The 24,253-nt window shown below is 32.0% G+C and carries 21 protein-coding genes; 13 read left to right on the forward strand and 8 right to left on the reverse strand.

The window, feature by feature from the left end; translation table 11 throughout:
• Positions 1 to 256 precede the first annotated feature (256 nt).
• Positions 257 to 652, forward strand: coding sequence for a DoxX family protein (locus OIU80_RS12790; RefSeq protein ID WP_264287397.1), 396 nt, complete (start codon positions 257 to 259; stop codon positions 650 to 652).
• 178 nt (positions 653 to 830) lie between these two features.
• Here OIU80_RS12790 and OIU80_RS12795 read toward each other — a convergent pair whose 3' ends face one another.
• On the reverse strand, positions 831 to 2,606 hold the full coding sequence (locus OIU80_RS12795; RefSeq protein ID WP_264287398.1) for an ABC transporter ATP-binding protein: 1,776 nt from the start codon (positions 2,604 to 2,606) through the stop codon (positions 831 to 833).
• Between the two features lie 476 nt (positions 2,607 to 3,082).
• Here OIU80_RS12795 and OIU80_RS12800 point away from each other — a divergent pair, with 476 nt between their 5' ends.
• The 4 genes from OIU80_RS12800 (at position 3,083) to OIU80_RS12815 (ending at position 7,168) form a co-directional block, all read left to right on the forward strand.
• Positions 3,083 to 3,559 carry an MEKHLA domain-containing protein gene (locus OIU80_RS12800; RefSeq protein WP_264287399.1) on the forward strand — a complete coding sequence of 159 codons (477 nt, stop codon included), beginning with the start codon at positions 3,083 to 3,085 and terminating at the stop codon, positions 3,557 to 3,559.
• A 406-nt stretch (positions 3,560 to 3,965) separates the two neighbouring features.
• Positions 3,966 to 5,138, forward strand: a complete 1,173-nt coding sequence (galK, locus tag OIU80_RS12805) for a galactokinase (RefSeq protein WP_264287400.1) — start codon at positions 3,966 to 3,968, stop codon at positions 5,136 to 5,138.
• Positions 5,139 to 6,191: a UDP-glucose--hexose-1-phosphate uridylyltransferase gene (locus OIU80_RS12810; protein ID WP_264287401.1), complete on the forward strand. Its 1,053-nt coding sequence runs from the start codon at positions 5,139 to 5,141 to the stop codon at positions 6,189 to 6,191.
• 221 nt (positions 6,192 to 6,412) lie between these two features.
• The gene (locus tag OIU80_RS12815; protein ID WP_264287402.1) at positions 6,413 to 7,168 is read left to right on the forward strand and encodes a dihydrodipicolinate reductase C-terminal domain-containing protein; all 756 of its coding nucleotides are present in this window, start codon (positions 6,413 to 6,415) and stop codon (positions 7,166 to 7,168) included.
• An 82-nt stretch (positions 7,169 to 7,250) separates the two neighbouring features.
• Here the strand turns inward: OIU80_RS12815 and OIU80_RS12820 are convergent, their stop codons facing one another.
• Positions 7,251 to 7,631, reverse strand: a complete 381-nt coding sequence (locus OIU80_RS12820) for a hypothetical protein (protein ID WP_264287403.1) — start codon at positions 7,629 to 7,631, stop codon at positions 7,251 to 7,253.
• A 138-nt stretch (positions 7,632 to 7,769) separates the two neighbouring features.
• On the reverse strand, positions 7,770 to 8,573 hold the full coding sequence (locus OIU80_RS12825) for a DNA alkylation repair protein (protein ID WP_264287404.1): 804 nt from the start codon (positions 8,571 to 8,573) through the stop codon (positions 7,770 to 7,772).
• A 159-nt stretch (positions 8,574 to 8,732) separates the two neighbouring features.
• On the opposite strand from OIU80_RS12825, the gene OIU80_RS12830 reads away from it, so the two are divergent.
• On the forward strand, positions 8,733 to 9,071 hold the full coding sequence (locus OIU80_RS12830; protein ID WP_264287405.1) for a winged helix-turn-helix transcriptional regulator: 339 nt from the start codon (positions 8,733 to 8,735) through the stop codon (positions 9,069 to 9,071).
• A 28-nt stretch (positions 9,072 to 9,099) separates the two neighbouring features.
• Here the strand turns inward: OIU80_RS12830 and OIU80_RS12835 are convergent, their stop codons facing one another.
• Positions 9,100 to 9,606 (reverse strand): GNAT family N-acetyltransferase, encoded by a 507-nt coding sequence (locus OIU80_RS12835; RefSeq protein ID WP_264287406.1) that lies wholly within the window; start codon positions 9,604 to 9,606, stop codon positions 9,100 to 9,102.
• Positions 9,607 to 10,067: 461 nt separating this feature from the next.
• Between OIU80_RS12835 and OIU80_RS12840 the strand changes: the two genes are divergently transcribed.
• Positions 10,068 to 11,171, forward strand: coding sequence for a lipase family protein (locus OIU80_RS12840; RefSeq protein WP_264287407.1), 1,104 nt, complete (start codon positions 10,068 to 10,070; stop codon positions 11,169 to 11,171).
• A gap of 270 nt (positions 11,172 to 11,441) precedes the next feature.
• On the opposite strand, the gene OIU80_RS12845 is transcribed toward OIU80_RS12840, so the two are convergent.
• A complete protein-coding gene (locus OIU80_RS12845) occupies positions 11,442 to 12,020 on the reverse strand; it encodes a helix-turn-helix transcriptional regulator (RefSeq protein WP_264287408.1) in 579 nt (192 codons plus the stop codon).
• A 438-nt stretch (positions 12,021 to 12,458) separates the two neighbouring features.
• On the opposite strand from OIU80_RS12845, the gene OIU80_RS12850 reads away from it, so the two are divergent.
• The 4 genes from OIU80_RS12850 to OIU80_RS12865 all read left to right on the forward strand — a co-directional run bounded on the left by OIU80_RS12850 (position 12,459) and on the right by OIU80_RS12865 (position 18,870).
• Complete coding sequence (locus tag OIU80_RS12850; protein WP_264287409.1) at positions 12,459 to 12,956, forward strand: DUF2480 family protein; 498 nt, start codon at positions 12,459 to 12,461, stop codon at positions 12,954 to 12,956.
• 8 nt (positions 12,957 to 12,964) lie between these two features.
• Positions 12,965 to 14,089 carry an efflux RND transporter periplasmic adaptor subunit gene (locus OIU80_RS12855; protein ID WP_264287410.1) on the forward strand — a complete coding sequence of 375 codons (1,125 nt, stop codon included), beginning with the start codon at positions 12,965 to 12,967 and terminating at the stop codon, positions 14,087 to 14,089.
• A gap of 6 nt (positions 14,090 to 14,095) precedes the next feature.
• Entirely contained in the window at positions 14,096 to 17,245 is a 3,150-nt protein-coding gene (locus OIU80_RS12860; RefSeq protein WP_264287411.1) for an efflux RND transporter permease subunit, read from the forward strand.
• Positions 17,246 to 17,484: 239 nt separating this feature from the next.
• Positions 17,485 to 18,870, forward strand: a complete 1,386-nt coding sequence (locus tag OIU80_RS12865) for a TolC family protein (RefSeq protein ID WP_264287412.1) — start codon at positions 17,485 to 17,487, stop codon at positions 18,868 to 18,870.
• Positions 18,871 to 18,964: 94 nt separating this feature from the next.
• Here the strand turns inward: OIU80_RS12865 and OIU80_RS12870 are convergent, their stop codons facing one another.
• The 3 genes from OIU80_RS12870 to OIU80_RS12880 all read right to left on the reverse strand — a co-directional run bounded on the left by OIU80_RS12870 (position 18,965) and on the right by OIU80_RS12880 (position 22,324).
• A complete protein-coding gene (locus OIU80_RS12870) occupies positions 18,965 to 20,959 on the reverse strand; it encodes a TonB-copper family protein (RefSeq protein WP_264287413.1) in 1,995 nt (664 codons plus the stop codon).
• 63 nt (positions 20,960 to 21,022) lie between these two features.
• On the reverse strand, positions 21,023 to 21,874 hold the full coding sequence (locus tag OIU80_RS12875; RefSeq protein WP_264287414.1) for a hypothetical protein: 852 nt from the start codon (positions 21,872 to 21,874) through the stop codon (positions 21,023 to 21,025).
• 78 nt (positions 21,875 to 21,952) lie between these two features.
• Positions 21,953 to 22,324 (reverse strand): hypothetical protein, encoded by a 372-nt coding sequence (locus tag OIU80_RS12880; RefSeq protein WP_264287415.1) that lies wholly within the window; start codon positions 22,322 to 22,324, stop codon positions 21,953 to 21,955.
• 238 nt (positions 22,325 to 22,562) lie between these two features.
• Here OIU80_RS12880 and OIU80_RS12885 point away from each other — a divergent pair, with 238 nt between their 5' ends.
• Positions 22,563 to 22,946, forward strand: a complete 384-nt coding sequence (locus OIU80_RS12885; RefSeq protein WP_264287416.1) for a hypothetical protein — start codon at positions 22,563 to 22,565, stop codon at positions 22,944 to 22,946.
• Between the two features lie 176 nt (positions 22,947 to 23,122).
• The gene (locus tag OIU80_RS12890) at positions 23,123 to 24,205 is read left to right on the forward strand and encodes an efflux RND transporter periplasmic adaptor subunit (protein ID WP_264287417.1); all 1,083 of its coding nucleotides are present in this window, start codon (positions 23,123 to 23,125) and stop codon (positions 24,203 to 24,205) included.
• Positions 24,206 to 24,253: the final 48 nt, after the last annotated feature.

A 24,253-nucleotide genomic window follows, 5' to 3' on the forward strand; every position in this document is an offset into this window, starting at 1 on the left:
AAATTCAGTAACTCATATATAATTACATTTAGTTTTTTTAATAGGGGTTGTCTCAATACGAGATGACCCTTATTTTTTTATGAAATAACAAGAGGATGTAATTTTAAAAGATATTGAGGTAAAAGAAAGATAATAGTTGTTTGGATATAAATAGATTGTAGTTTTTTTGATTATAATTCACTAAATTTAATCATTCCTATTATTTTAAAGAATTTTTATAAAATAAAAAATATCAATTTAATTAATACTTTTTACTATGAATTATATCCCTTTAATCGGCAGAATCTTATTTAGTACAATTTTCATGTATTCTTCAATTGCAAATTTTTCAGATTATTATATTTATGAGGCAACCACCAAAGGAATACCATACTCATATATTTTGGTTCCCTTGGTTGGAGTTTTTGAATTATTGGGAGGATTAAGTATCTTGACTGGATTTATGGCAAAATGGGGAGCATGGTTAATAATTCTAATTCTTTTACCTGTAACAATTATCATGCATGATTTTTGGAATATCGAAGATCCTGTTCGCCATCAATATATACTTATGACTTTTATGAGAAATTTATCTATTATTGGTGCTGCCTTAATGATTTCATTTTTTGGTGCCGGCCCCTACAGCTTTGATGAATATAAAGCGAGGTTATGATTTGTAAATCAAGATTATAGATTTTAATGTAAAAGTAATTTTATTGAGTTATATCGTTTAGAGTTATGATTGAAACTTCTAATATTAGCAGATTAAGTAATGTGAGTTTATTTAAGTTTAGCACTTGTATTTCCTTACATTACTTAGATCGTTAGAAATGATTTTTTACTACAATTGTTTATATTTTTTTCGACTTTTTAGATGAAGAAGAATCATCTTTACGTTCACCAATTTGTTGTCTCCACATTGCATAATACAATCCTTTCTTATCAATAAGTTCATAGTGAGTTCCTTGTTCAATAATTTTCCCACGTTCGAGTACAAAAATTGTATCGGCATGCATTATAGTCGAGAGGCGATGAGCAATAAGAATAGTGATTTGCTGCTTATCGGCAGATATTTCTCTAACAGTTTCTGTAATTTGAGACTCAGTAAGAGAATCTAATGCCGAAGTTGCTTCATCAAATATTAGTATCTTGGGTTTACGCAATAAAGCTCTGGCTATCGAAAGGCGTTGTTTCTCGCCACCCGAAAGTTTTTTTCCTCCTTCGCCAAGAACGGTATCAAGACCTTTACCTGAATTAACTATAATGGGAGTTGCAGAAGCTTTTTCTATTGCCGAAAGCATTTCTTCGTCTGTAGCATCGGGTTTAACAAAAAGCAGATTCTCACGGATTGATCCAGAGAATAGCTGAGTATCTTGAGTTACAAATCCCATTTGTCTTCGAACGCGATTGTATCGCAAATCTTTAATAGATATATCATCATAAAGAATATCACCTTCAACAGGGCGGTATAAACCTACCAATAGTTTTACAAGAGTAGATTTCCCAGAACCAGATGGCCCTACAAATGCAATATTGTCGCCTAGTTTTGCTTTAAATGAAATATTCTGAATTGCATTGTAGCTAGCATTTTTATGTTTGAAAACAACATCGTTAAAATGTAATTGGCTAATTGCACCAACTTCTACAGGGTCTTCGGGACTATATTCGGGTTGCTTTTGCATTAGCTCATTAAAAAGAAATAAAGCTGTTTCGGCCTCGCGATAAGATATAATGATGCTTCCGAGATCTTGTAACGGACTTATAATTCCAGATGATATAAATTGCATAGAAATTAGTTCACCAGGAGATAAAACGTTCTTAAAAATAAGCCATAATAAAATGAATAGAATGGATTGTTTAAGGAATATTAAAATACTGCCTTGCAGAAAAGTAAGCGTTCGCATTTTCTTGACTTTCTCCATTTCTAGGTCATAAATTTCTTGAGTATGAACCTTTAAACGTCGAATTTCTGGATAAGTAAGACCAAGGCTTTTAACAAGTTCAATATTTCGAAGGCTTTCGGTTATGGTACCACTCATTTGACGATTTTGCCGAATAAGCGAACGTTGTAATGTTTTGATAGATCGGCTTAAAATACTAGTCAATCCACCCAGAATAACTACACCTATAAAAAAAACTGGAATAAGAGCCCAATGTTTGGTAACAGCATACCACATTAAGAAACCAATACCCACTACGGAGGTAAATAAGATATTTATAAATGCCGAAATAAATTTTTCGGTATCAGAGCGTACTTTTTGCAAAACAGATAAAATTTCTCCACTGCTCTGGTCTTCAAATTCCTGAAAAGGTAATCTTAGTGTTTGCCTAAGTCCGTCATTAAAAATTTGCATTCCAAATTTTTGTACAATCATGCGTAATACATAATCCTTGAGCGATAGAAATAAACGAGCCGCAAGTGCAATAATAACAGCTATTATCAATAGTTTTATAACCCCGCTTTCTTTACTACTATCACTTTGTTTGTTATTTAAAGCATAATCATCGATGATTTTTCCAAAAATAATTGGGTCATAAAGAGAAAGTATTTGCGATATACCTGCAAAGAATAAAACAAGAACGATAAGCCAACCATACGGTTTAAGGTATTTCCAGAATAAAATCATATAAATCTTAATTGAAATGAATGTACAGCCATAACTAGCAAAAGAATTATAAAGATATTAAATAAAGAAATGAATAGTTGAGATTTAGAAATTCAATTGTTTTACTAGTAATATTTTTTATTTCATATTTAAAATACAGAAAAATTATAGTATAGTTAATTTATTTTTATTTTTTGGTAATAATTTGTATTTCAGTCATTTATGTTTTTGTTTTTTTGTTTTAGTTAGTGTTGTGTAGGAATTTGTTCTTACCTTTATTTTTCCAAAAACTTCTTTTTTATTATAAAAACAGACTACACATTTTAGCTGTTAATCCTACTTAGTTTTAGAATTATTTAAAGTAATACCACAGGTTTAATTTCTGAGCATGTTAAAACGATTGTTTAATCTGATCGTATTCCGTGTTCTTATATTTTGCAATATCATACAACGATTAGTGAATTTAACCGTATATAAACCCCAAAAATTAACCTATTATGTCATTAGAAAAAAACCTCATTCTGCTGAAACAAATTGATGATTGTTTCTTAGCGCTTAACGGAAAAAACCTTCCGAGTCCTGCAAATATTTCAGACCGTTACAAATGGTTACATGAAGATGCACCTTATAGTATATTGGCACAAAATGCTGATGCTGAACCTTATTTTATTTATGCAAATAAATATGCGTTGTCTTGTTTTAGATACACAGATGAGGAAATACTAACGTTTCCATCTAGCTTTAGCGCCGCGATTGAAAATAGGCATGAGCGAGAATTACTGTTTAATAAAGTTGCGCAAGATAGTATTGTATATAATTACACAGGAGAACGTGTCGATAAGTATAAAAATAGTTTTATAATTCATGATACTATAGTTTGGCAATTAGAAAATACTATAGGAGATGTATGGGGGCAAGGGGCATTATTTTGGAGAGAAGAAAAACAACGTCCAGATTGGTATTTTGATGTTTAATTAAAAAATAACGGTATAAAAGTATACCAGTTTGTTGTTATATTAAGTGAAATTAACTGAAAGCCATTTCTTTGAAATGGCTTTTTTGTGCTATTAATTTTAAAAATATTTTAAAAGATTATAGCTGTATTTATTGAGGTTAAGTGAGATATATCAAAAAAAATAATCTTTCAATACTATTTTGATAAAGTCATAATTTTACAGAATTTCATTTTTATATTCTTAAAACCAGTAGGTACTAGTAGGATTGTTTTGTATAAGTATTTATTTTTGGTTTTCTATGTGAGTACAAATAATTTAGGATATTAGCTTTAGCCCGCATTATAAGTTTCTTATTATCTAATTTAATGGCATATAAAAATCTGTACTAATTAACCAAACAAACGATACAAATCAGCAAATAATAATGAATGATATTTTAATCCAGAATACAACCCGTTTTTTTAAAGAAAAATTCGGGAATGAACCACAAAAAATTGTTCTTTCACCAGGAAGAATTAATATAATTGGAGAGCATATTGATTATAATGACGGATATGTTTTACCAGCAGCAATAGATAAAATTATTTGTTTTGCTTTGGAAAAAAATCATTCTAAAAAATCAAAAATATATGCGATAGACATAAATGATGAATTTGAATTTGATTTAACAAAAGAGATTCAATTAAGTCATATTGTGTGGACAAATTATATTTTAGGTGTTGTAAAGCAACTTCAAGATAACGGATTTACTTTAGAAGGATTTAATTGTGTATTCAGTAGTAACATTCCAGTTGGTTCAGGATTATCTTCTTCAGCAGCATTAGAATGTGGGATGATTTATGGAATAAAAGAACTTTTTGACCTTACTATCAAAAAAGTTGATATTGCATTATTAGGACAAAAAGCAGAACATTGGGTAGGGATTAATTGTGGTATTATGGATCAGTTTTCAAGTGTTTATGGTCTACAAAATAAAGTTATTAAATTAGATTGTAAAACGTTGGAGTTTGAATATCATGAAGCAAATTTTAATGATTATGCTTTGGTTTTATTTGATAGTAATGTAAAACATTCATTATTTACATCTGAGTATAATACGCGTCGAGAAGAGTGTGAAAAAGGACTGTTGATAATTAAAAACAATTTTCCAGCAATCAAAAGTTTTAGAGATTGTACAGAAAACCAATTATTGAGTATTCGAGATAAGATGGATAAAACTGTTTTTAAAAGAGTACATTATGTTATAAAAGAAATTAGTCGTGTTTCTCAAGCTTGCGAAGCGTTAGATAATGGAAATATTGAGCTTTTAGGACAGTTACTCTTTGACACTCATGATGGTTTATCTAATGAGTACGAAGTGAGTTGTGAAGAATTAGATATGCTTGTTGCAACAGCAAAAGAGAATGATGCTATAATAGGTTCTAGATTAATGGGTGGAGGTTTTGGAGGGTGTACAATCAATTTAATTAAAAAAGGAAAAGAAAATGAGGTGAAAAATAAGTTTTCGTCCCTTTATTTAGATATATTTGGGATTGAATTAAAATTTTACGACGTAAAAATAGGAAACGGAACATCACTTTTCAACTTAGATAAATAAATGAGAAACTTTAACATTAATGAAGACCCCCACAGAAGGTACAATCCATTACTCAACGAATGGGTTCTTGTTTCACCTCATAGAGAAAAACGCCCTTGGCAAGGACAAAATGAACTAATTACCTCAGAACCTTTGCCAAAACACGATTCAACTTGTTATTTGTGTCCAGAAAATGTAAGAGCAAACGGAATAAATAACCCCAAATATGAAGGTAGTTTTGTATTTGATAATGATTTTGCTGCCATGAAGCAAGATGAAATTATATACGAAGAGGATATTGTATATACTTTTTTTCTAGCTAAACCAGAAAGAGGAATCTCGCGAGTTGTATGTTTTTCGCCAAGACATGATCTTACATTGCCAGAAATGGAAATTAAAGACATTGAAAATATTATTAAAACATGGCAAAAAGAATACGCTGAATTAGGTGCAATCAAATACATAAATTACGTTCAGATTTTTGAAAATAAAGGAAGTGTAATGGGATGTAGTAATCCGCACCCACACGGACAAATCTGGGCGCAGTCATCATTACCCACTCAAGTAGAAAAAACCCAAAATAGTTTAAAAAGTTATTTTGATAAATATGGTAATACTCTTTTGCAAGATTATCTCAAAGCCGAATTAAAAAAAGAAACTCGAATTGTTATTGAAAATGATCATTTTGTTGCATTGGTTCCTTTTTGGGCAATATGGCCGTATGAAACTATGATTATAAGTAAGAGAGCTTTTGGAAGAATAACTGATTTTACAGAAGAAGAAGCTGTTTCGTTTGCTACAATTTTAAAACAGCTAACTATAAAATACGATAACCTTTTTAGTACTTCTTTCCCTTATTCATCAGGAATACATCAAGCTCCTACAGATGGAAATGAACACCTGGAATGGCATTTTCATATGCATTTCTATCCGCCATTGTTGCGATCAGCTTCAGTTAAGAAATTTATGGTTGGCTACGAAATGTTAGGAGAGTCACAACGAGATATGACTCCAGAAAAAAGTGCTGCTATTTTAAGAGAACAATCAAACGTTCATTACAAAATGGAATCATAATCGTAAAATAAAAAATCATTTGCCACTCATTTTCATTTGTTTTTCCCATAATACAAATGAATTTTAAATAAGTTATCTACTAAGAATAAGGAAGCTTCGGTTTCCTTATTCTTTTTTTTTACCCTATTTTTACTTAAAAAGTATTAATTATCGGTTTATTTCGTAATAAAATCAAAAGATTATATATGAGGTAAGTTTGAGAATCATTTAAATAAAAAGACATGAAAATAGGACTAATAGGATTTGGAAAAACAGGTAAATCAGTAGCTTCAGTACTGTTAGAAAATAAGAATTTTTGTTTAGAATGGGTTTTAAGACAAAGTACAGTACTGGAGCATCGATCAGTTCCAGAATTTTTTGGCGTTCCATCGGAGGAGCCTGGATTAATATATTCAAGTTCCAAAACAACAATGAAAGAGCTTTTAGATAAGCACCCTGTTGATATTATTATTGATTTTTCGTCAACTATAGGTATTCATACTTATGGTGAAATTGCAGCTCAAAGGGGAGTTAAAATAATATCAGCGATATCTCATTATACCGATAAAGAGTTAAAGCTATTAAAAAAATTAGCTAGTAAAACAACCGTGTTCTGGTCACCAAATATTACTCTTGGAGTAAATTATTTATTATTTGCAGCCAAATTTTTGAAGAAAATTGCTCCTTGGGTAGATATTGAAGTAAATGAAGAGCATTTTAAATTAAAGCAAGGAACATCTGGTACAGCTATTAAAATCGCCGAAGCTTTAGATGTAGAAAAAGAAAATATAAATTCGGTCAGGGCAGGAGGTATCGTAGGTAAACATGAAGTAATATTTGGATTCCCTTATCAAACAGTACGACTCATTCACGAATCGATTTCGAGAGAAGCATTTGGTACAGGCGTTATTTTTGTCGCAGAAAATATTGAAAATAAGGAAATTGGATTGTATAATTTTGAAGATCTTTTAGCTCCATATTTTCAAATTGATAAGTAAAAATAATTAATCATAAAATTTGCGTATCCCGAATAACTATCGGGCTACGCGATTTAAATCTGTTTAAACTTTTATTATATGCTTATTTCCCTACTCTGTCAATAGGCCTAAAACGCAATGCACTCCAAGTTTCATCTATAGAAATAGCGGTCACTGTTTTTAATCCAAATTCTTCTCCAGTTACGCGGATTGTATCTCTGTTTATGTCGGTTTTTATTTTTGAAGTACCTTTCGGATAGGCAAACCATAATACGCTATCAGATTCAATATTTTCTAAATCATATTTAAGAAAATTTAAAAACTCCTGGTTATTATTAATAAAAATTAAGGTGTTTGTGTTTTTTGTTTTTTTGTCAAAAGTAATTTTCATTCCAAGTTTAATAAACTCTTCTTTTATTCCTTTTGGCGCATTAAGAACAGTTCCGTTGTCCTTAAATTTTAGTTTTTTGATAACGTCTAGCATTATTTATAAATTGCTTGGTTTAGTTAATGCTAATATAAGTGTTTTTTTTAAGGTTCAAAGATTCAGAGTGACAGGGGAAACAAAGGTTAGAGTTACTAAGGAGTTGATATTGATACTAAAACCTTTTTCTGGCGAAGCTTATTTTTCAATAGTTCGCAGAGCTTTTTTTATTATATAAGCTGTTTCTTTAGTAGGGCTATTTTTTTTCCAATTTTCACAAATTTCAATAACAAATTCAGGATTAGTTTTGCTGGCATCATTCAGCCAGTTCCCAACGCTATCTTGTACATATTTCGCGTTATCCGATTTTAGAGGTTCTAAAATGATTAAACCTAATCTGGGATTTTGTTTTATTTCCTCGAGATGCTCACACCAAACTCCTCTTGGTCTCGTAGCTTCACTTGCAAACCGTCTTATATTCTCGTCAGAGTGTTTTGTCCATTCTGATAAGATTGTCAAGCTTTCGGTTAGATTTTTAGTTATAGATGATCTTACAGTCAACCAGCAAATTTCTCTAACGCCAAAATGTTTATCAGCAGAAAAGGGCTGAATCTGATCTAACATTTCACTAATTGACAGTTCCGTATTTTTTCCAATAGTATAGGTTGCCCAACACCTAACTAAGTCTGATTTATGAGTTGATAGTATTGCAAAAAGCGCAGTGTCATTTTTTTGTTTTGCTAACTTAAAAAGGCTTGTTCCAATAGTTTCATTTATTGTATTGACAGTTTGTTTTTTTAGAGAATCAATATTGGTAATGATTGTTTCTAAATAGCTGGAACGATCAGTTTGTAGAAGGAAGTTTTTAAGTAAAAGTCTTTGGTCAATAGCCAACCATTCTACTAAATTGGCAGTTTCAATTTCTCCCTTATTTAGTTTTTCCAAAATAGCAGTAGGTATATCCTTAGTTGAGCGCGATCCTTTACGTTTAATTTCTGTCATAATGATTTATCAATTCTTAAGGGCGCAGTTCATTAAGTATCGTATTTACTTAACTAAATTAGTTGACCATTATTTTATTAATTTTGCAAAGATTCAAAACATTATTTGCATGTGCAATAACGCATATTATTAGCACATAGGGATAAAAAAGTCACTATTATGAAAACAAAGGAAAGAAGTTCAGAAAATAAAATTTGCCCATTAGAAGTAGCCGTTAATTCTATTAGTGGGAAATGGAAAGTTCCTATTGTTTGGCAAATCAATGAAGGTAAAAAGAGACCTAGTGAATTTTTACGTGGAATTGCAAAAGTTGACAGGAGAGTTTTGAATCAACAGTTAAAAGAAATGGAACAAGATGGCATTTTGACCAAAGTGTCTTTTAATGAACTTCCACCAAGAGTAGAATATTCACTCACAGAATTAGGAGAAAAATTAGTCACAATTTTATGGATGCTAAATGATTGGGGCAAATTAATGATACCTGCTGAGGAAGATTAATTTATTTAAGACAGCATTAGGCTTTAAGTTAAAGTAAAGCCCTGTTTGTTATAAAATATGCTAGTTCTTCTTCACTTCTTGTTAAGTTACTTAATCGCTTAAAACCTGCTTTTTGCAATACATTTTGAGATCCACTATTGTCAAGATCTGTTATAGCAACGACTTCGTTTTTATCTGTATTTGAAAAAGAATATTGAGTAAGCGCTTTGCATACTTCTGTAGCAATACCTTTTCCCCAATATGGTTTGCTAAGTACATATCCAATTTCTATTTGATTAGTGTTATCTACAAAAATACGAGCGACACACATTCCTATAAAATTATTATTTGTAGTGTCGAATATTGCCCATCGGCTAAGATTTCCTGTTTTATAATTTTCAAGCAATTCGTTGAACATTTCAACATATCTTTCTGGAGAAACTTGAGGTAAATATTGGGTAACTTCAGGATCTTTAAACAAGTTTAAAAATGTTTGTTTTTCTTCTGGTAAAAATTCACGAATGATTATTTTTTGGCTTTGGTATAGGTTTGACATGTTATTGATTTGTATTTACCAAAAGTAAAAAAATAAAATACATATATTCGCAATTAAAAAATTAGTTAGATTTAAGAATGGAAATACAGCAAATAATAAGGTTTATATTGCCTTTAGTAAGTGTCGTTATGGGATTAGCAATAAGAAATTCAGATAATAAAAATTACGCCTCTATAAAAAAATATTGGTGGTTTTTTGTTGTGATAGGAATCCTTTTGTTCTCATACCGATTATATAAGTTTTTGAATTAATCGATATCATGTAGTTCATATAAAATTAAGTTTATTTAAGAGCGTTAACTCAAATAATTGATTATATTTATTGTAAGATTAGTTTACAATTAATTAGTGGATAATCACTGAATTATACTTTAAGTTATTCTTGATATAAGTTTAGATAATGGGCTTATTATTAATATCTAATAAGGAATATCTATCAATAATAAATTAATATTTTACGCTATGAAATTTTTAAAATCATTAATAATAGGAAGCTTTTTTCTGTTGTCATTTTCGAATAGTATTGCCCAAGATTTAAAACCTGGATTTGATAAAGCAGAATATAGAGAGTTGATATATATAGCTACTCAATCGACAGAATCTCCTGAAAAAGCAAAACTAATTCCTCAGCCAGAGCACTCTAAATTAGTGTATAGAAGTAAGCCAATAGGATTGGACAATCTTTGGGAATTATGGCTAAAGGATGAAAATACAGCTGTATTATGTACAAGAGGAACTACTGAAAAAGGCGAAAGCTGGCTTGCTAACCTTTATGCTGCAATGACACCAGCAAAAGGTGAATTAAAAATTTCAAATTCAGATACTTTTCAATATGAATTATCTACAAATAAAGACGCAGCAGTTCATACAGGATATCTGTTAAGTACAGCTTTTATTTCTAAAGAAATGCTTCCAAAAATTGATTCTTGTTACAATTCAGGAATTAAGAATTTCATAATAATGGGACATAGCCAAGGTGGAGGTATAAGTTATTTGCTTACGGCACACTTTTATAACTTACAAAGTAAAGGACTTTTACCTGCTGACATTCGTTTTAAAACGTATTGCAGTGCAGCACCAAAACCTGGAAATTTATATTTTGCTTATGATTACGAGCGTAAAACGCAAAATGGTTGGGCATTTAATGTAGTAAGTGCAGTAGATTGGGTACCACAAACTCCTTTTTCAGTCGAAACAACAGAAGATTTGCCTATAGTAAGTCCGATTCCATTAGTAGAAGAAACGATTAAAAGCCAAACTTTTTTTAAGAGAATGTTTTTAAACATGGTATATGGTAAATTAACAGCCCCATCGTACAAAACAGTTAAGACTTATCAGAAATTGTTAGGTAAAGAAATTGCAAAAAGAGTGAAAGAATTTTTACCTGAATTTGTGCCACCTCCATTTTATAGCAGTAATAATTATGTGAGAACAGGAAATACGATTGTTCTATATCCGAATCCAAATGATGCGAATTACTATGAGAAATTCCCAAACAATACAAAGGACATAATGATGCATCATTCTTTTCCTCCATATTTATATCTCTTAAACCAATTGGAGTAAGTTTATATCCGTAAAGTTTTGCGCAATTAACTTTTTTTAAATCACCTGATAAGTAAGTCCCAAGGGAACATCATGTTCATAGGAAAGTTTTTTTTTCATAAGAAGCGCATTGGGGGTGTTATATTTAATACCCCGAGATAGGTATTGCTCCGCTGGAGCTATTAAAATTGATTTCTTGCGCTCCGTAACTTTGAGATCGGCCAAAAATAATAACTAAAAATAGCGATTGCATAACCTGAAACCAGAAACAAAAAATCTGAACTAAAAAAATTAGTTAGAAGTAATTTGATAAGCACATCTTCTATCACCTCCGATTATATGACTAACACGATTGATTATAACTTCTTTTCCTAATACAGATCTAAATGTATTTAATTCAGAAGAGCAAAATCCCTGACAAATTGTAGCCGCTGCACAAATAGGACAGTGGTTTTCGACCAAAAGATAGCCTTCCTCATTTTTGGAGTATTCAGCCATATAACCTTCTCTCGTTCTTATTTCGACAAGTTTTTGTAATTTTTGTTCAAGGTTATCAATAGTATCAATTTCTTCATGATACTTCTTTTTCCCTGTTTCTTCATAAACATCAATAACAGTTTGCATGGTGTTTTCTCCCATTGCGCTAATAATGTTTATTAGTTTTAACGTTAATTCGGCATGTGTATCTGGAAATTTTGAATTTCCATCAGCAGTAAGACTAAACATCTTTTGAGGTCTGCCTACACCTTTTGATTCTTCCTGAGGATGAATAAAACCATCCTCAACAAGTTTAAGTAGCTGTTGTCTAACGCCTTCTTTTGTTATCTTAAGTTCATGTGCAATCTCGAGAGCCGTGAGAGAACCTCGCATTTTGAGCAGCATTAATATTTTATTTGTAGTCATAAATTAATAAAACAAGTATTTGGTTGTTTTATTATGCAAAATTATTAATTTTGCATAACTTTTCAAAGCTGATCGGTGATATTATTAACCTAATCCCAATCAATCTGGTAAGTTACAGAATTAATCAATGTAAAATTATAGATTATGTTATTAGAATTACAAGAGCTTCCCATTAGTTCATATGATATGATTGATCTACCCGTATATATTGTTCCGTACTGGAATGTGCTAATGGAGATTTTAAAAACCTCATAGACCTTAGTTAAATAGTGAAACATTTTTTACAGCGTGCTCAACAAGTTTGAATAGTATTCAAATTGGGCTGGGGATACCTATGTCCAAAAACTAGGAAGTTCCAAAAAAAATTAAAATTCAATAATACCTAAATTTTTTAATAATCAGAATATGGAAATAATAAATAAAATAGATGCTTCGGGGATACAAACACTTGATTTACGCCATTATAAACCCAATGGGAATGATTTTATAGTATTTGATATTGTATCATTTCTTATAGAAGATTTTCTATTACAGGAAAAAACATTTCGATCAGAAATGGCTAAGATAGATTGGAATCAATTTACAGGGAAAGATGTGGTTATCTGTTGTTCTAATGATGCTATTATCCCGCTTTGGGCTTATGCATTAATTAGTTCATTGTTAGCTACTCATGCATCTATTATTGTGTACTCAGTAACAGGAAATCATGAAAGTATTTTGTGGATGGAAAGAATAAGAAAGATAGAATTTTCGGCTTATATAGGTCAGAAAGTAGTTTTAAAAGCAAATACAGCCATACCTGAAGAAATTCTAGTATTGGCTACAAGTCAATTAATTAAATACGTACAAACCTTAATGTGGGGAGAAGCAGGTTCTCCTTTAATGATTTATAAAAGAAAATAAGAGATATAATGAAAAAAACAATAGCAATTCTGTTTATAGGAACACTTTCGATGGTTTCATGTAATACAAAAAGTACAGAACAAATAGAAAGTCCGACAGCATATCCAACACTTACACTAAAGGCTCAAGAAGCGAATGTTTCTGTTGAATATCCAACAACATTAGAAGGGGAACAAACAGTCGAAATACGCTCTAAAATTGACGGATATATTGAGCAGGTTTATGTAGAAGAAGGTTCGGTTGTTACCAAAGGAAAGCCTTTATTTAAAATAGATGCCAATAGTTATTTACAAGAAGTAAACAACAAAAAAGCAGCAGTTTTGGCAGCTGAAGCCAGTTTAGAAACAGCAGTTATTCAAACCAAAAGAACAGCAGCATTGGCAGAAAAGAAAATTATAAATACTTATGAATTAACTTCTGCTAAAAATATAGAACGAGTAAAAAGAGCCGAGTTAAGTCAGGCAAATGCCGATTTATCAGCTGCTAAATCAAAACTCGGTTTTACAAATATAGTGAGTCCAATAAATGGAGTAGTAGGAAGCCTACCGTATAAAATAGGAAGTTTGGTGAGTAGTTCGGCACCAGATCCTATAACTACAGTTGCCAATACCAAAAATATTTTTGCTTATTTCTCATTGAGTCAGCAACAGCTAAATTCTTTTTTGGGTCAATATTCAGGAAATCAATTAAAAGATAAATTTAAGAATATGCCAGAGGTTTCTTTACTAACTGCTGATGGAGAAATGTATCCACTAAAAGGAAAAATTCAAACTTTAAGTGGAGTCTTAAACGCAAGTACTGGTGCTGCAAATTTTAAGGCGGTTTTTCCAAATCCAGCTGCTAAACTTTGGAGTGGAGCAAGCGCTACGATAATTATTCCAACACAACTAGAAGATGCAATTTTGGTTCCTAAAAAAGCTGTATTTGAATTGCAAGGACGCTTTTTTGTTTTTACTGTAGATGCAAAAAACGTAGTGCATAATACCGAAATAAAAATAAGAAACACTGCAACCGAAAAAGAATATGTAGTAACAGAAGGTGTAAAATCTGGTGATAATATAGTTACTGATGGAATAGGGAATTTAAGAGATGGAGTAAAAATAGCACCGATAGCTTCTTTAGCTAAAAAATAACAAGTTATGTTTAGAAAATTTATAGAAAATCCGGTATTATCCACCGTTATATCGATAATAATAGTGATTCTGGGATTATTAGGATTAGCTTCATTGCCTATCTCTCAATATCCCGAAATTGCTCCACCTACAGTTGTTGTAAGTGCATCTTATCAAGGTGCAAGTGCCGATGTAGTCATGAAAAGTGTGATTGTACCGCTAGAAGAACAAATAAACGGAGTTGAGAATATGAGCTATATGACTTCTACTGCGAGTAGTAATGGTAGTGCATCAATAACAATATTCTTTAAGCAGGGAACAAATCCTGATATGGCTGCAGTTAATGTTCAGAACAGAGTTACAAAAGCTACAAGTTTATTGCCCAATGAGGTTATAAAATCTGGGATTACAACAAGCAAACAACTAAGTAGTACTGCTTTTAGTTTTTTGTTATATAGTAAAGACGGAAAGTATGACGAAAAATTTCTAGATAATTATTTGAGAATAAATATTATGCCTGAGATGAAACGTGTTGAAGGTGTAGGAGGAACTGAAATATATACAAGTCAGGAATATTCAATGCGTATTTGGTTAAAACCTGATGCAATGGCAAGCCAAGGCTTAGTTCCCGATGATATTATTACAGCATTAAAAGAACAAAATATTGAAGCTGCTCCAGGGAAAATTGGAGAAAATAGTAAAGAATCTGTTCAATATGCGCTAAAATTTACCGGAAGATTAGAAAAACCAACAGAGTTTGAAAACATTGTTTTACGAAGCGGTAAACAAGGTAGTTTGTTACGTCTAAAAGATGTAGCCGATATTGAATTTGGTGCTTTAGATTATACGACTTCACTAATTACTCAAGGAAAAGTTTCTTCGGGAGGAGCAATAAGTCAAATTTCGGGATCCAATGCCAGAGAACTTATTATTGCTTGTGAAGACATATTAAAAAAAGCATCCAAAGATTTTCCACCAGGATTAGAGTATCATACATTTCTAAATGCTAATGATTTTCTAGACGCTTCAATCGAAAAGGTAATTTATACTATTATTGAAGCTTTTATTCTGGTTTTTATAGTTGTATTTATCTTTTTGCAAGATTTTAGATCTACATTAATTCCTGCAATTGCAGTTCCAGTATCGATTATAGGAACCTTCTTTTTCTTAAAGTTATTTGGTTTTACTATTAATTTATTAACTCTTTTTGCTTTGGTTCTTGCCATTGGTATTGTTGTCGATGATGCGATTGTAGTTGTCGAGGCGGTTCATGCAAAATTAGATCAAGGCGCAAAATCAGCTAAGAAAGCAACTATACATGCTATGAGCGAGATTAGCGGAGCGATTATTTCGATTACTTTAATTATGTCGGCAGTATTTATTCCAGTTACATTTATCACAGGTTCAGCGGGAGTATTTTACAAACAATTTGGTTTAACATTGGCTGTAGCCATATTAATTTCGGCAGTTAATGCATTGACTTTAAGTCCTGCACTTTGTGCTATTTTATTAAAACCACACGACTCTCAAAAATCAAATCATCCCAAAGGTTTCTTGCCCAAATTCTATGCGAGTTTTAATGTAGCTTTTGAAACCGTTACAAATAAATACATTAATGCAGTTCGATTCTTGATTCGTAGAAAATGGATTTCATTAATTGCAATTGCAATCTTCGGAATAGTGTTTTATGTACTTATGAAAAACACACCAACAGGTTTTGTACCTAATGATGATGGAGGAGCCATTTTTGGAAATGTAGTTTTACCACCATCATCGACTCTGGAGCGTACCGAAGAAATTACAAAAGAAATTGATAGTATTGCGAGAAGTATTCCCGAAATAGAACTTTCTTCAACTCTTTCTGGAATGGATTTAATTCACGGAAATGGGGGTTCTTATGGAGCATTGTTTATTAGGCTAAAGCCATGGAATGAAAGAAAAGGCAAAACTCAGGATGTTAATTCTATTGTTAGTCAGTTGTTTGAAAAAACTGCACATATAAAAGGAGCAAGCATTATTTTCTTTGCAGCACCAACCTTACAAGGATTTGGAAATAGTAACGGATTTGAAGTACAATTGCAAGATAAAACAGGAGGCAGCTATCAGAATTTTGATAAGAATATCGGAAAGTTTATGGCAGCAATTAATCAACGTCCTGAGATAATGTATGCCACAAGCCCATTTAATATCGGTTTCCCCGAAATGGAAGTCAATGTTAATGTTGCGAAGTGCAAAGATGCGGGCGTATCTGTAAATACTGTGTTAAATACGCTTCAAGGGTATTTTGGTGGAATCTATGCTTCGGATATTAATAGATTTGGAAAACAGTATCGAGTGATGTTACAATCACATCCTGATTATAGAGCAAAAGAAAGCGACATCAATAAAATTTTTGTTAGAACAGATAAAGGGCTAATGGCTCCGATATCGGAATTTGTAACGTTGAAAAAAACGTATGGTCCAGAATTTCTAAATAGGTTTAATTTATTTACTTCTACTACAGTTACTGGTGCACCAAATGCAGGATATAGTTCTGGTGATGCGATAAAGGCAATCGAAGAAGTAGCTGCTCAAACATTAGACAGAGGATATACATATCAGTTTTCTGGTTTAACCAAAGAAGAACTTTCTAGCGGAAGCCAAACAACCTTAATTTTCGGACTTTGTTTAATCTTTATTTACTTCTTGTTAAGTGCACAATACAAGAGTTATATCTTACCATTTTCGGTTTTATTATCCTTACCAATAGGACTCGCTGGGGCATTTATATTTGCGAATCTTTTTGGGGTTGACAATAACATTTTCCTTCAGATAAGTTTGATTATGCTAATTGGTCTTTTGGCAAAAAATGCAATTCTTATTGTAGAGTTTGCATTATTGCATCGCTTAAGCGGAAGAAGCCTTGTGCAGTCGGCAATATTCGGTGCAAGAGCCAGATTGAGACCAATATTAATGACCTCTTTTGCTTTTATCTTCGGACTAATTCCGCTGATGATTGCCACTGGAGCAGGAGCATTAAGTAACAGATCAATTGGTACAGCTGCTGTTGGCGGAATGTTGATTGGTACATTATTCGGGGTGTTTGTAATTCCGGTGCTGTTTATCATTTTTCAGTCTTTACAGGAGAAAATTGGAGGTGTCAAAGAACCAGTTCATGAGCCGAGAGTAATTGATTAAGGAAGGTTCAAAGGTTCAGAGTTGCAAAGGTTCAGAGGGAATAGCTTTGTGATGTTTAAAGGTTTAAAGGTTCAAAGGTGCAGAGTTTCAAAGGTTCAGAGGGAATAGCTTTGTGATGTTTAAAGGTTCAGAGTTTTGTGTTGAGCCAGCTTTGCGAACTTTACCTGAAACTATCAGCTAAAATAGGCTTCGCGAACCTTGCGGTTAAAATTATTGATTAAAACAAAAAACATATAATAATGAACAAATACAATTATAAATTAATAGTCATCGTACTGCTTGTTAGTAGTATATGGAGTTCGTGTAAAATCACGAAACCCTATACAAAACCAGCTACGACAGTAACTTATCGTGAGCCTGTGAATAAGGACACTACAAACATGGCAACGATGAAATGGTCGGAATTATTTACAGATACTAATTTGCAACAACTTATTTCAGATGGATTGGCAGCAAATCTAGATTTAAAGATTGCTGTAGAACGCATCAACCAATCAACAGTTAATCTTAAACTGAAAAAAGCTGCTTTTTTGCCTTCGCTAGATGGAAATGTTTCGGTAAAAGAATCCAGATTGGCTTTTCCGCAAGGGTTTGGGCTTTTTGACCAATCTACGCAATATGATTTAGGAATTACTGCTGGATGGGAAGTTGATATTTGGGGAAAATTGAAAAGCGCCAAAAAAGGAGCTATTGCTAATTTATTGGCTACAGATGCAGCTAAACGTGCCGTTCAAACGCAATTGATTGCTAATATTGCTAATGCGTATTATGAGTTACTCATACTCGATGAACAATTAAAAGTACTTAAAAAGACTGCTAAGAATAGAGAAACAGATGCGGAAACAATTAAGGTTCTTTTTGAAAATTCTATTATTAATGGGGTAGCAGTTGTGCAGAGTGAAGCCAATTTTTATGAAGCTGAATTAGCTATTCCGGATATCGAACAAAAGATAACCGAAACCGAACATGCTTTATGCGTACTTCTTGCTAAATCTCCAACTAAGATTGAACGTAGTTCCCTAGAACAACAAAAACTTGTTTATGATCTTAAAATTGGAGTTCCGATGCAACTTCTTGCCAATAGACCAGATGTACAACAAGCCGAATATAATTTCAGAACAGCATTTGAAGAAAGTAATGTTGCAAGAGCTTATTTTTATCCTAGTTTGACTATTAGCGGAGCAGCAGGTTTTTCTAGCTTCGGGTTAAAAGATTGGTTTACAAACGGAGGGCTTTTTGGCAATATAGCTGGAGGACTTACACAACCCATCTTCAATAAAGGAATCAATAAGGCAAGATTAGCTACAGCATTGTCTTTGCAAAAAGAAGCGCTGTATAATTTTGAACTTTCGATGCTAAAAGCGAGTGAAGAAGTTTCGAATGCTTTGTCTAAATATGATAAAGCCACTTTAAAAGAAGAAAAAAGGAAAAAACAATTAGAAGCTTTATTCAAAGCAGTAGATTTTAATAAAGAGTTATTAAATAATTCTACGACCAATTACACCGATGTATTAACAGCTGAACAGAACTTGCTAAATGCGCAATTAAGAGGAATTGACGATCAAAGTCAGAAACTGCATGCTGTTGTGAATTTGTATCGTGCTCTTGGTGGAGGATGGAATTAATTTAAGATAATCTAAGAAAAACAATAAAGCCCAATTCTATTTTTTTTAGAGTTGGGCTTTGGTTCTATTTATAAGTTAATTAAGAACGTAGTTATTAAAACAAGGTATAAGCAACATTAACAAAAAAGTTTCTTCCTTGTCGCGGAATTTTATTCCAATCAGAGAATGTAGTATAGTATTTATCAAATATATTTTCGATTCCAGCCTGAATGCTTAGCTTGTTATCGTTCCAAGGAAATGTATATCCAGTATTTAAATTAAAAATTACATAATCGGGAGTTTTAGTTTCTCCATATACAGAAGCAAATTTTGTTTGCGCTAAATTTCCTGATGCACCAAATCCTATATTAAACTGTTCTTTTTTGTATTGAATATCCCCCGAATAACGCAACGGACTTATAAATGGGAGATTATTGTTATTATCATCTTTTCCGTAGCTATAAACAAACATTGTTTTAAAGTTCCAGTTTTCTGCTAATTTATATTCCAGATTCAAATCGGTATTAAAAATTGTGGCATAATTTAGAGCATTATATATTTTTACTCCCGAAGCTCCAATAGTCATAGGTTGTATGTTGCTATCAATTTTCCCAACGATATAATCCTGTATATGAAAAAAGGATGAAGTTAGGTTTGAAGTAAATTTTCCGGTTTTAAATCCAAATGAGAGATTAGCTTCAAAGGACTTTTCGTTTTCTAGATTTGGATTTCCGATATAATCATAAAAATCATTGCTATTGTATAAATAATAGCCATAACCTTCAGAAACGGATGGTGCTCTTTCGCCGTAGGCTAAACCAAAACCATATTCAAATTTATTATGATGCAAAATGTAATTTCCAGACAGACTTTTTAATATTCTATTTTTGGATGCATTCATATCGGGATAAAATATCTGAAGACTTTGTAAACCAAATTCATCTGCTACTTTATTTGAATGAATTCCAATAGTAGTAGATACTCTAATATTAGCATTTTGTGAAACCTGTATTGCATCTTCTAAATACAATCCATTATACAATGTTCGGACATCGGGCCAAGTGTACATAAACATTGCATTTTCTTTGGGATTATTTGGATACATTGTCATTTCGGCAATCGATTTATTGTAAAAACCATTGAGGTTTGCCATAAAGTGATGTTTTTTAAATTTTCCTTTCAATTTTGAATAGTATCCGTAGGTGTCTGACCAACCTGGCATATCCATATGAATAGGTACGCTTGGCCTTTTGGTGTCATCCATTCTGTGGGTAATGGTATTAAAATATACTTTCGTTTCCCAATTGGTAAAATAGGTAGCAGTAGGAGTATAGTTATAGCGCAATGAAGTTATTGTCGCTTTCGCCAAAGAAACATCCATCGGTAGCGCAGGATAACCTACATCTGTAGCTTTGTCATAAATTATAGCACCTTCGATTGCACTTTTTTTGTTTAAATAATAACCTGCTGTGGCCGATAGATTGTATTTTGTAAATTGTGAAAAATTAATTTCCTGATGATTTCCAGCTTTATAGTTTTGGGCATCGCGATAAGTAAAATCGGTATTGAAGTAAAATGAACTATCGTTATATCCTATAGATGTTCCGATGATTTTTTGCTGATTATTGGTTTCGTAGCCTGTTTTAAAAATACCATTCCATCCTAATTCTTTTTGCATAAGATTAGTTCGTTTCATATCAATTGCTCCACCAATTGTAGGGCCGTGACAACTTCCTTGCTGACCAGAAGCAATAGTAGCTTCGGATAAGTTTGATACTTCAACGTAGGAGGTCACAGGATCCATTTTATCAGTACAGGCACCAAAAATTCGCATACCATCAATTGTTATAATAGTTCGCTCAGTAGTCATGCTATTAATAATAGGTTCAAGAGCGTATCCGCCTCGTCTTACCATATTTACTTTAGATGATTGCTGTAAGTATTCCTCAACTGTTGCTAGCGATTTGGGTTGTTTTTTATATGCTGGTATTTTTTTGCCAATAACAATAATTTCATTGAGACCTATTGGAGAAATACTATCTTTTTCTTCTTTCTGCGCAAAACAAATACTCGTAAATGTGGCTAACAGAATTGTTGCTATAGTTTTCATAATATCATAAATAATTAGAACCAAGCGCTATCACTTGGTTCTTTCTTGTTAGTAATAGAATGATTAAAATTCAACCTCAAAAAAGAGACTGCTTGGTAGATTTTCTGGAGTAAATTCTTCCCCTTTTAGTATTTGGTCTGAAGTGTTTAATAGTTGTAGGTTAATTTTCCAATACCCTGTCATAGTTAAGGAAAGCTTTCCGTTATATAAACCTCCTGATACCGATTGTACTAAATCAGTATTGTTTGGCGAGCTGTGATTACCCATACTTGGCATTCTTGGATCGATTTTTACTTTAAAATTATCGACTGCAGTAAACGTCATCATATCTTCCATTTTATATAAACCTACGGTCATATTGTTTAGACCTATTTTTGGATTTTTAGGGTTTATGTAAGCCAAGATGTATTTTACGCCATCTGTTCCTGTAAAAGAGTTTACGGTACGTTTATCTGAAGCAGAAACACTTATTGGTGCCGTTACAGTATAATCAATAGCATTAATGATATAATTAATTTTTAATTCCCAAAAAGCAGAAGTGTTTTGAGCCATTTGAAAAATAATATCACCATTGTATAGCGTTTGTTTACCAGAAACCTTTTCGATTAAAGATTTAGGGCAAGAATGTTTCATTGTTGACATATTCATTATTGGCGTCCAGTTAAGAGAAGCGTTAGTAATGTATTTGTTAGTTGTTTTGTCTTTTATCCTTAATGAGATTTGATTATAGCCTTGTATAAGCTTTCCAGTTTCAGTATAAAGTTCAACAGTATGATTGTCATTAGATAGTTCTTGAACTTTAACAAGTCCTGAAGTTTCATTAATAGGATTTTCTTGAACTGAATCACTATCAGAAGAACAAGAAAAAAAGGCAATTGCTAAAAGAAGAATAGATAAATATTTTAAATTTTTCATGAGTATTAAATTAAGAATGGATAATAAAGTACTTGTCGGTTGAGTGACCGAGAAGACAATTAATAAAGATTTCGAAAATTAATACAGTAGTGCAGGTGGGCGAAACAGAAGGTTAATATTAGAATAAGAATAGAGATTTCTAGGAAGAATATCCTTCTTTAGTATTGATTCAACAGCGAGGTTAAAATTAAAAGAGTTCATTTTTTCAATAAACAATAAATCAATTCCTGTTGGGAATATTTTTTTTTCTGTTGATGGGGAAGAATCATTCTCGGAGGCTTTACCTAATTCCTTTTTTAAATAACATTTTCCTTTACAATCTAGTTGTGGCTGACTTTTGTTCTCACAAAGTTCGGTTGCTATATAATCATAATTAATAATGTAATCTAAGACTGGAAATACCGGTCTTAAAATTATGGCTATTAAAAAGATGTAAGCAAGGCTTCTCATTATATTTCTTGAAACCACAAAGTTAAGAGCAACTTTTTTTATAAAATATGATTCTTGTCATATTAATATAAATGGACAATAAGCGCCCTTTTTTATTTATAATTATGAAAATTTTGTAGTTAGATTACATAATTAAGTGATTGGTAATCAAAAGAAAACGTTTTCGGTGGCATTTACTTGTTAAAGCCTAGTGAAATTTCTTTTTTTGTTTCAATACTTTGTTTACTTTTGACCCCAAATGAGAAAACTGATTGTGTTATTTGTGTATTTAGGATTGCTTCTGCTAGGCGGGGGACAATATCTTAATGCGGGTACACATCAAAATCCTAATTCTCATAGTTTAGAGAAAAAACACCGAGTAAAATTTACGAATCAAGATTCTGGCAACTCATTAATTGAGGATGCATATTTAGATATCGACGAGGAGCATCTTGGTGGTGACATCAAAGATGGAATTTCGGATAAACTTTTTGCTAGAAATTATAGCTTATTAGATAATTGGTACTTGACAATCACTTGTCAATCACTTTTAAACCATTGTCAAAAGAATTTCAAAATCTTCACGCCATTTTGTGGCCAAACCAATCCTATTTATATTACTCAACGAGTATTAAGAATCTGATAAACAAGATACATCGGTTACCTAAAGTGTAATGATGCATATCTTGTGGTTGTATATTAAATTTACATCTTCTTGTATGACTGTTCATGCATAACTATGGTTACTGATGTTTTTTTTACATCTAAAGGAATCCTTGCATTCCAAGCATTCAATCGCTTAATTACCATTTTTATACCATGAAGAGAATAGTCGTGTTAACGGGCGTTATTGCCTTGTTGTACCTTACAAGTTGTACAACTAAAAAAGAAGAAAAAGAAGAAGCTGAAAAATTTACAGTGACCAATCCTGTAAAAATTGATACTTCATTTACTAAGGAGTATGTTTCGCAGATAAAATCTGTGAGAAACATAGAAATTCGAGCACAAGAAAAAGGTTTCTTGCAAAACATTTATGTTGATGAAGGTCAATTTGTAAAAGCAGGACAAGTGCTGTTTAGAATTCAGCCTAAAATGTACGAAGCAGAGTTACTTAAAGCTCAAGCAGAGCAAAAATCTGCGGAAATAGAATTACAAAATACAAAGACATTAGTAGCCAAAGACATTGTTTCAAAAAACGAACAGGCAGTTGCTTTGTCTAAACTTCAGGCAGCAAAAGCCGAAGTTGCATTGGCAAAACTTCATTTATCATTCACCGAAATTAGAGCTCCATTTGATGGTACAATCGACCGTATCCCATTAAAATTAGGAAGTCTTATTGAGGAAGGGGAGCTATTGACGAGCCTTTCTGATAACAGTCAGATGTTTGCCTATTTTAACGTGTCTGAACCAGAATATTTACAATATCAAACTGATGTAAAAGATCGTGCAGAGACTAAAGTTAGTTTGCTTTTAGCCAATGGACAAGTTTTTAAGGAAAAGGGAAATGTAGAATTAATAGAAAGTGAATTTAACAACGAAACAGGGAATATCGCCTTCAGAGCAAGATTTCCTAACTCAGGTAAATTGCTTCGAAATGGAGAAACAGGTCAGGTTCAAATGTTAGTACCTCTTAAAAATGCTATTGTGATTCCGCAAAAAGCAACTTATGAAATTCAGGATAAAAAATATGTTTTCATTATTGATAAAAACAATAAAGTGAGCTCTAAAGAAATCACTATTACAGGTGAAATTCCAGATTTATACGTGATTAGCAATGGACTTACTGAAAACGATAAAATTTTACTTGAAGGGGTTCAGAAAGTTAAAGAGAATGATAAAATTAAATATGAATTCCAATCTCCAAAAGCAGTATTGAATAATTTACGTTTAAAAGCAGAATAAGACTAAGTATTCAGTAGCAGTATTCGGTAACGGTTTACAATATAGTAC

This window comes from Flavobacterium frigoritolerans (assembly GCF_025847275.1).
In the GTDB taxonomy this organism is placed as follows: Bacteria; Bacteroidota; Bacteroidia; order Flavobacteriales; family Flavobacteriaceae; genus Flavobacterium; species Flavobacterium frigoritolerans.

Excerpts from the sequence above, each read along its gene's own strand:
- OIU80_RS12790 (WP_264287397.1), top strand. The coding sequence starts at position 257 with ATGAATTATATCCCTTTAATCGGCAGAATCTTATTTAGTACAATTTTC.
- OIU80_RS12795 (WP_264287398.1), bottom strand. The coding sequence starts at position 2,606 with ATGATTTTATTCTGGAAATACCTTAAACCGTATGGTTGGCTTATCGTT.
- OIU80_RS12800 (WP_264287399.1), top strand. The coding sequence starts at position 3,083 with ATGTCATTAGAAAAAAACCTCATTCTGCTGAAACAAATTGATGATTGT.
- galK (WP_264287400.1), top strand. The coding sequence starts at position 3,966 with ATGAATGATATTTTAATCCAGAATACAACCCGTTTTTTTAAAGAAAAA.
- OIU80_RS12810 (WP_264287401.1), top strand. The coding sequence starts at position 5,139 with ATGAGAAACTTTAACATTAATGAAGACCCCCACAGAAGGTACAATCCA.
- OIU80_RS12815 (WP_264287402.1), top strand. The coding sequence starts at position 6,413 with ATGAAAATAGGACTAATAGGATTTGGAAAAACAGGTAAATCAGTAGCT.
- OIU80_RS12820 (WP_264287403.1), bottom strand. The coding sequence starts at position 7,631 with ATGCTAGACGTTATCAAAAAACTAAAATTTAAGGACAACGGAACTGTT.
- OIU80_RS12825 (WP_264287404.1), bottom strand. The coding sequence starts at position 8,573 with ATGACAGAAATTAAACGTAAAGGATCGCGCTCAACTAAGGATATACCT.
- OIU80_RS12830 (WP_264287405.1), top strand. The coding sequence starts at position 8,733 with ATGAAAACAAAGGAAAGAAGTTCAGAAAATAAAATTTGCCCATTAGAA.
- OIU80_RS12835 (WP_264287406.1), bottom strand. The coding sequence starts at position 9,606 with ATGTCAAACCTATACCAAAGCCAAAAAATAATCATTCGTGAATTTTTA.
- OIU80_RS12840 (WP_264287407.1), top strand. The coding sequence starts at position 10,068 with ATGAAATTTTTAAAATCATTAATAATAGGAAGCTTTTTTCTGTTGTCA.
- OIU80_RS12845 (WP_264287408.1), bottom strand. The coding sequence starts at position 12,020 with ATGCGAGGTTCTCTCACGGCTCTCGAGATTGCACATGAACTTAAGATA.
- OIU80_RS12850 (WP_264287409.1), top strand. The coding sequence starts at position 12,459 with ATGGAAATAATAAATAAAATAGATGCTTCGGGGATACAAACACTTGAT.
- OIU80_RS12855 (WP_264287410.1), top strand. The coding sequence starts at position 12,965 with ATGAAAAAAACAATAGCAATTCTGTTTATAGGAACACTTTCGATGGTT.
- OIU80_RS12860 (WP_264287411.1), top strand. The coding sequence starts at position 14,096 with ATGTTTAGAAAATTTATAGAAAATCCGGTATTATCCACCGTTATATCG.
- OIU80_RS12865 (WP_264287412.1), top strand. The coding sequence starts at position 17,485 with ATGAACAAATACAATTATAAATTAATAGTCATCGTACTGCTTGTTAGT.
- OIU80_RS12870 (WP_264287413.1), bottom strand. The coding sequence starts at position 20,959 with ATGAAAACTATAGCAACAATTCTGTTAGCCACATTTACGAGTATTTGT.
- OIU80_RS12875 (WP_264287414.1), bottom strand. The coding sequence starts at position 21,874 with ATGAAAAATTTAAAATATTTATCTATTCTTCTTTTAGCAATTGCCTTT.
- OIU80_RS12880 (WP_264287415.1), bottom strand. The coding sequence starts at position 22,324 with ATGAGAAGCCTTGCTTACATCTTTTTAATAGCCATAATTTTAAGACCG.
- OIU80_RS12885 (WP_264287416.1), top strand. The coding sequence starts at position 22,563 with ATGAGAAAACTGATTGTGTTATTTGTGTATTTAGGATTGCTTCTGCTA.
- OIU80_RS12890 (WP_264287417.1), top strand. The coding sequence starts at position 23,123 with ATGAAGAGAATAGTCGTGTTAACGGGCGTTATTGCCTTGTTGTACCTT.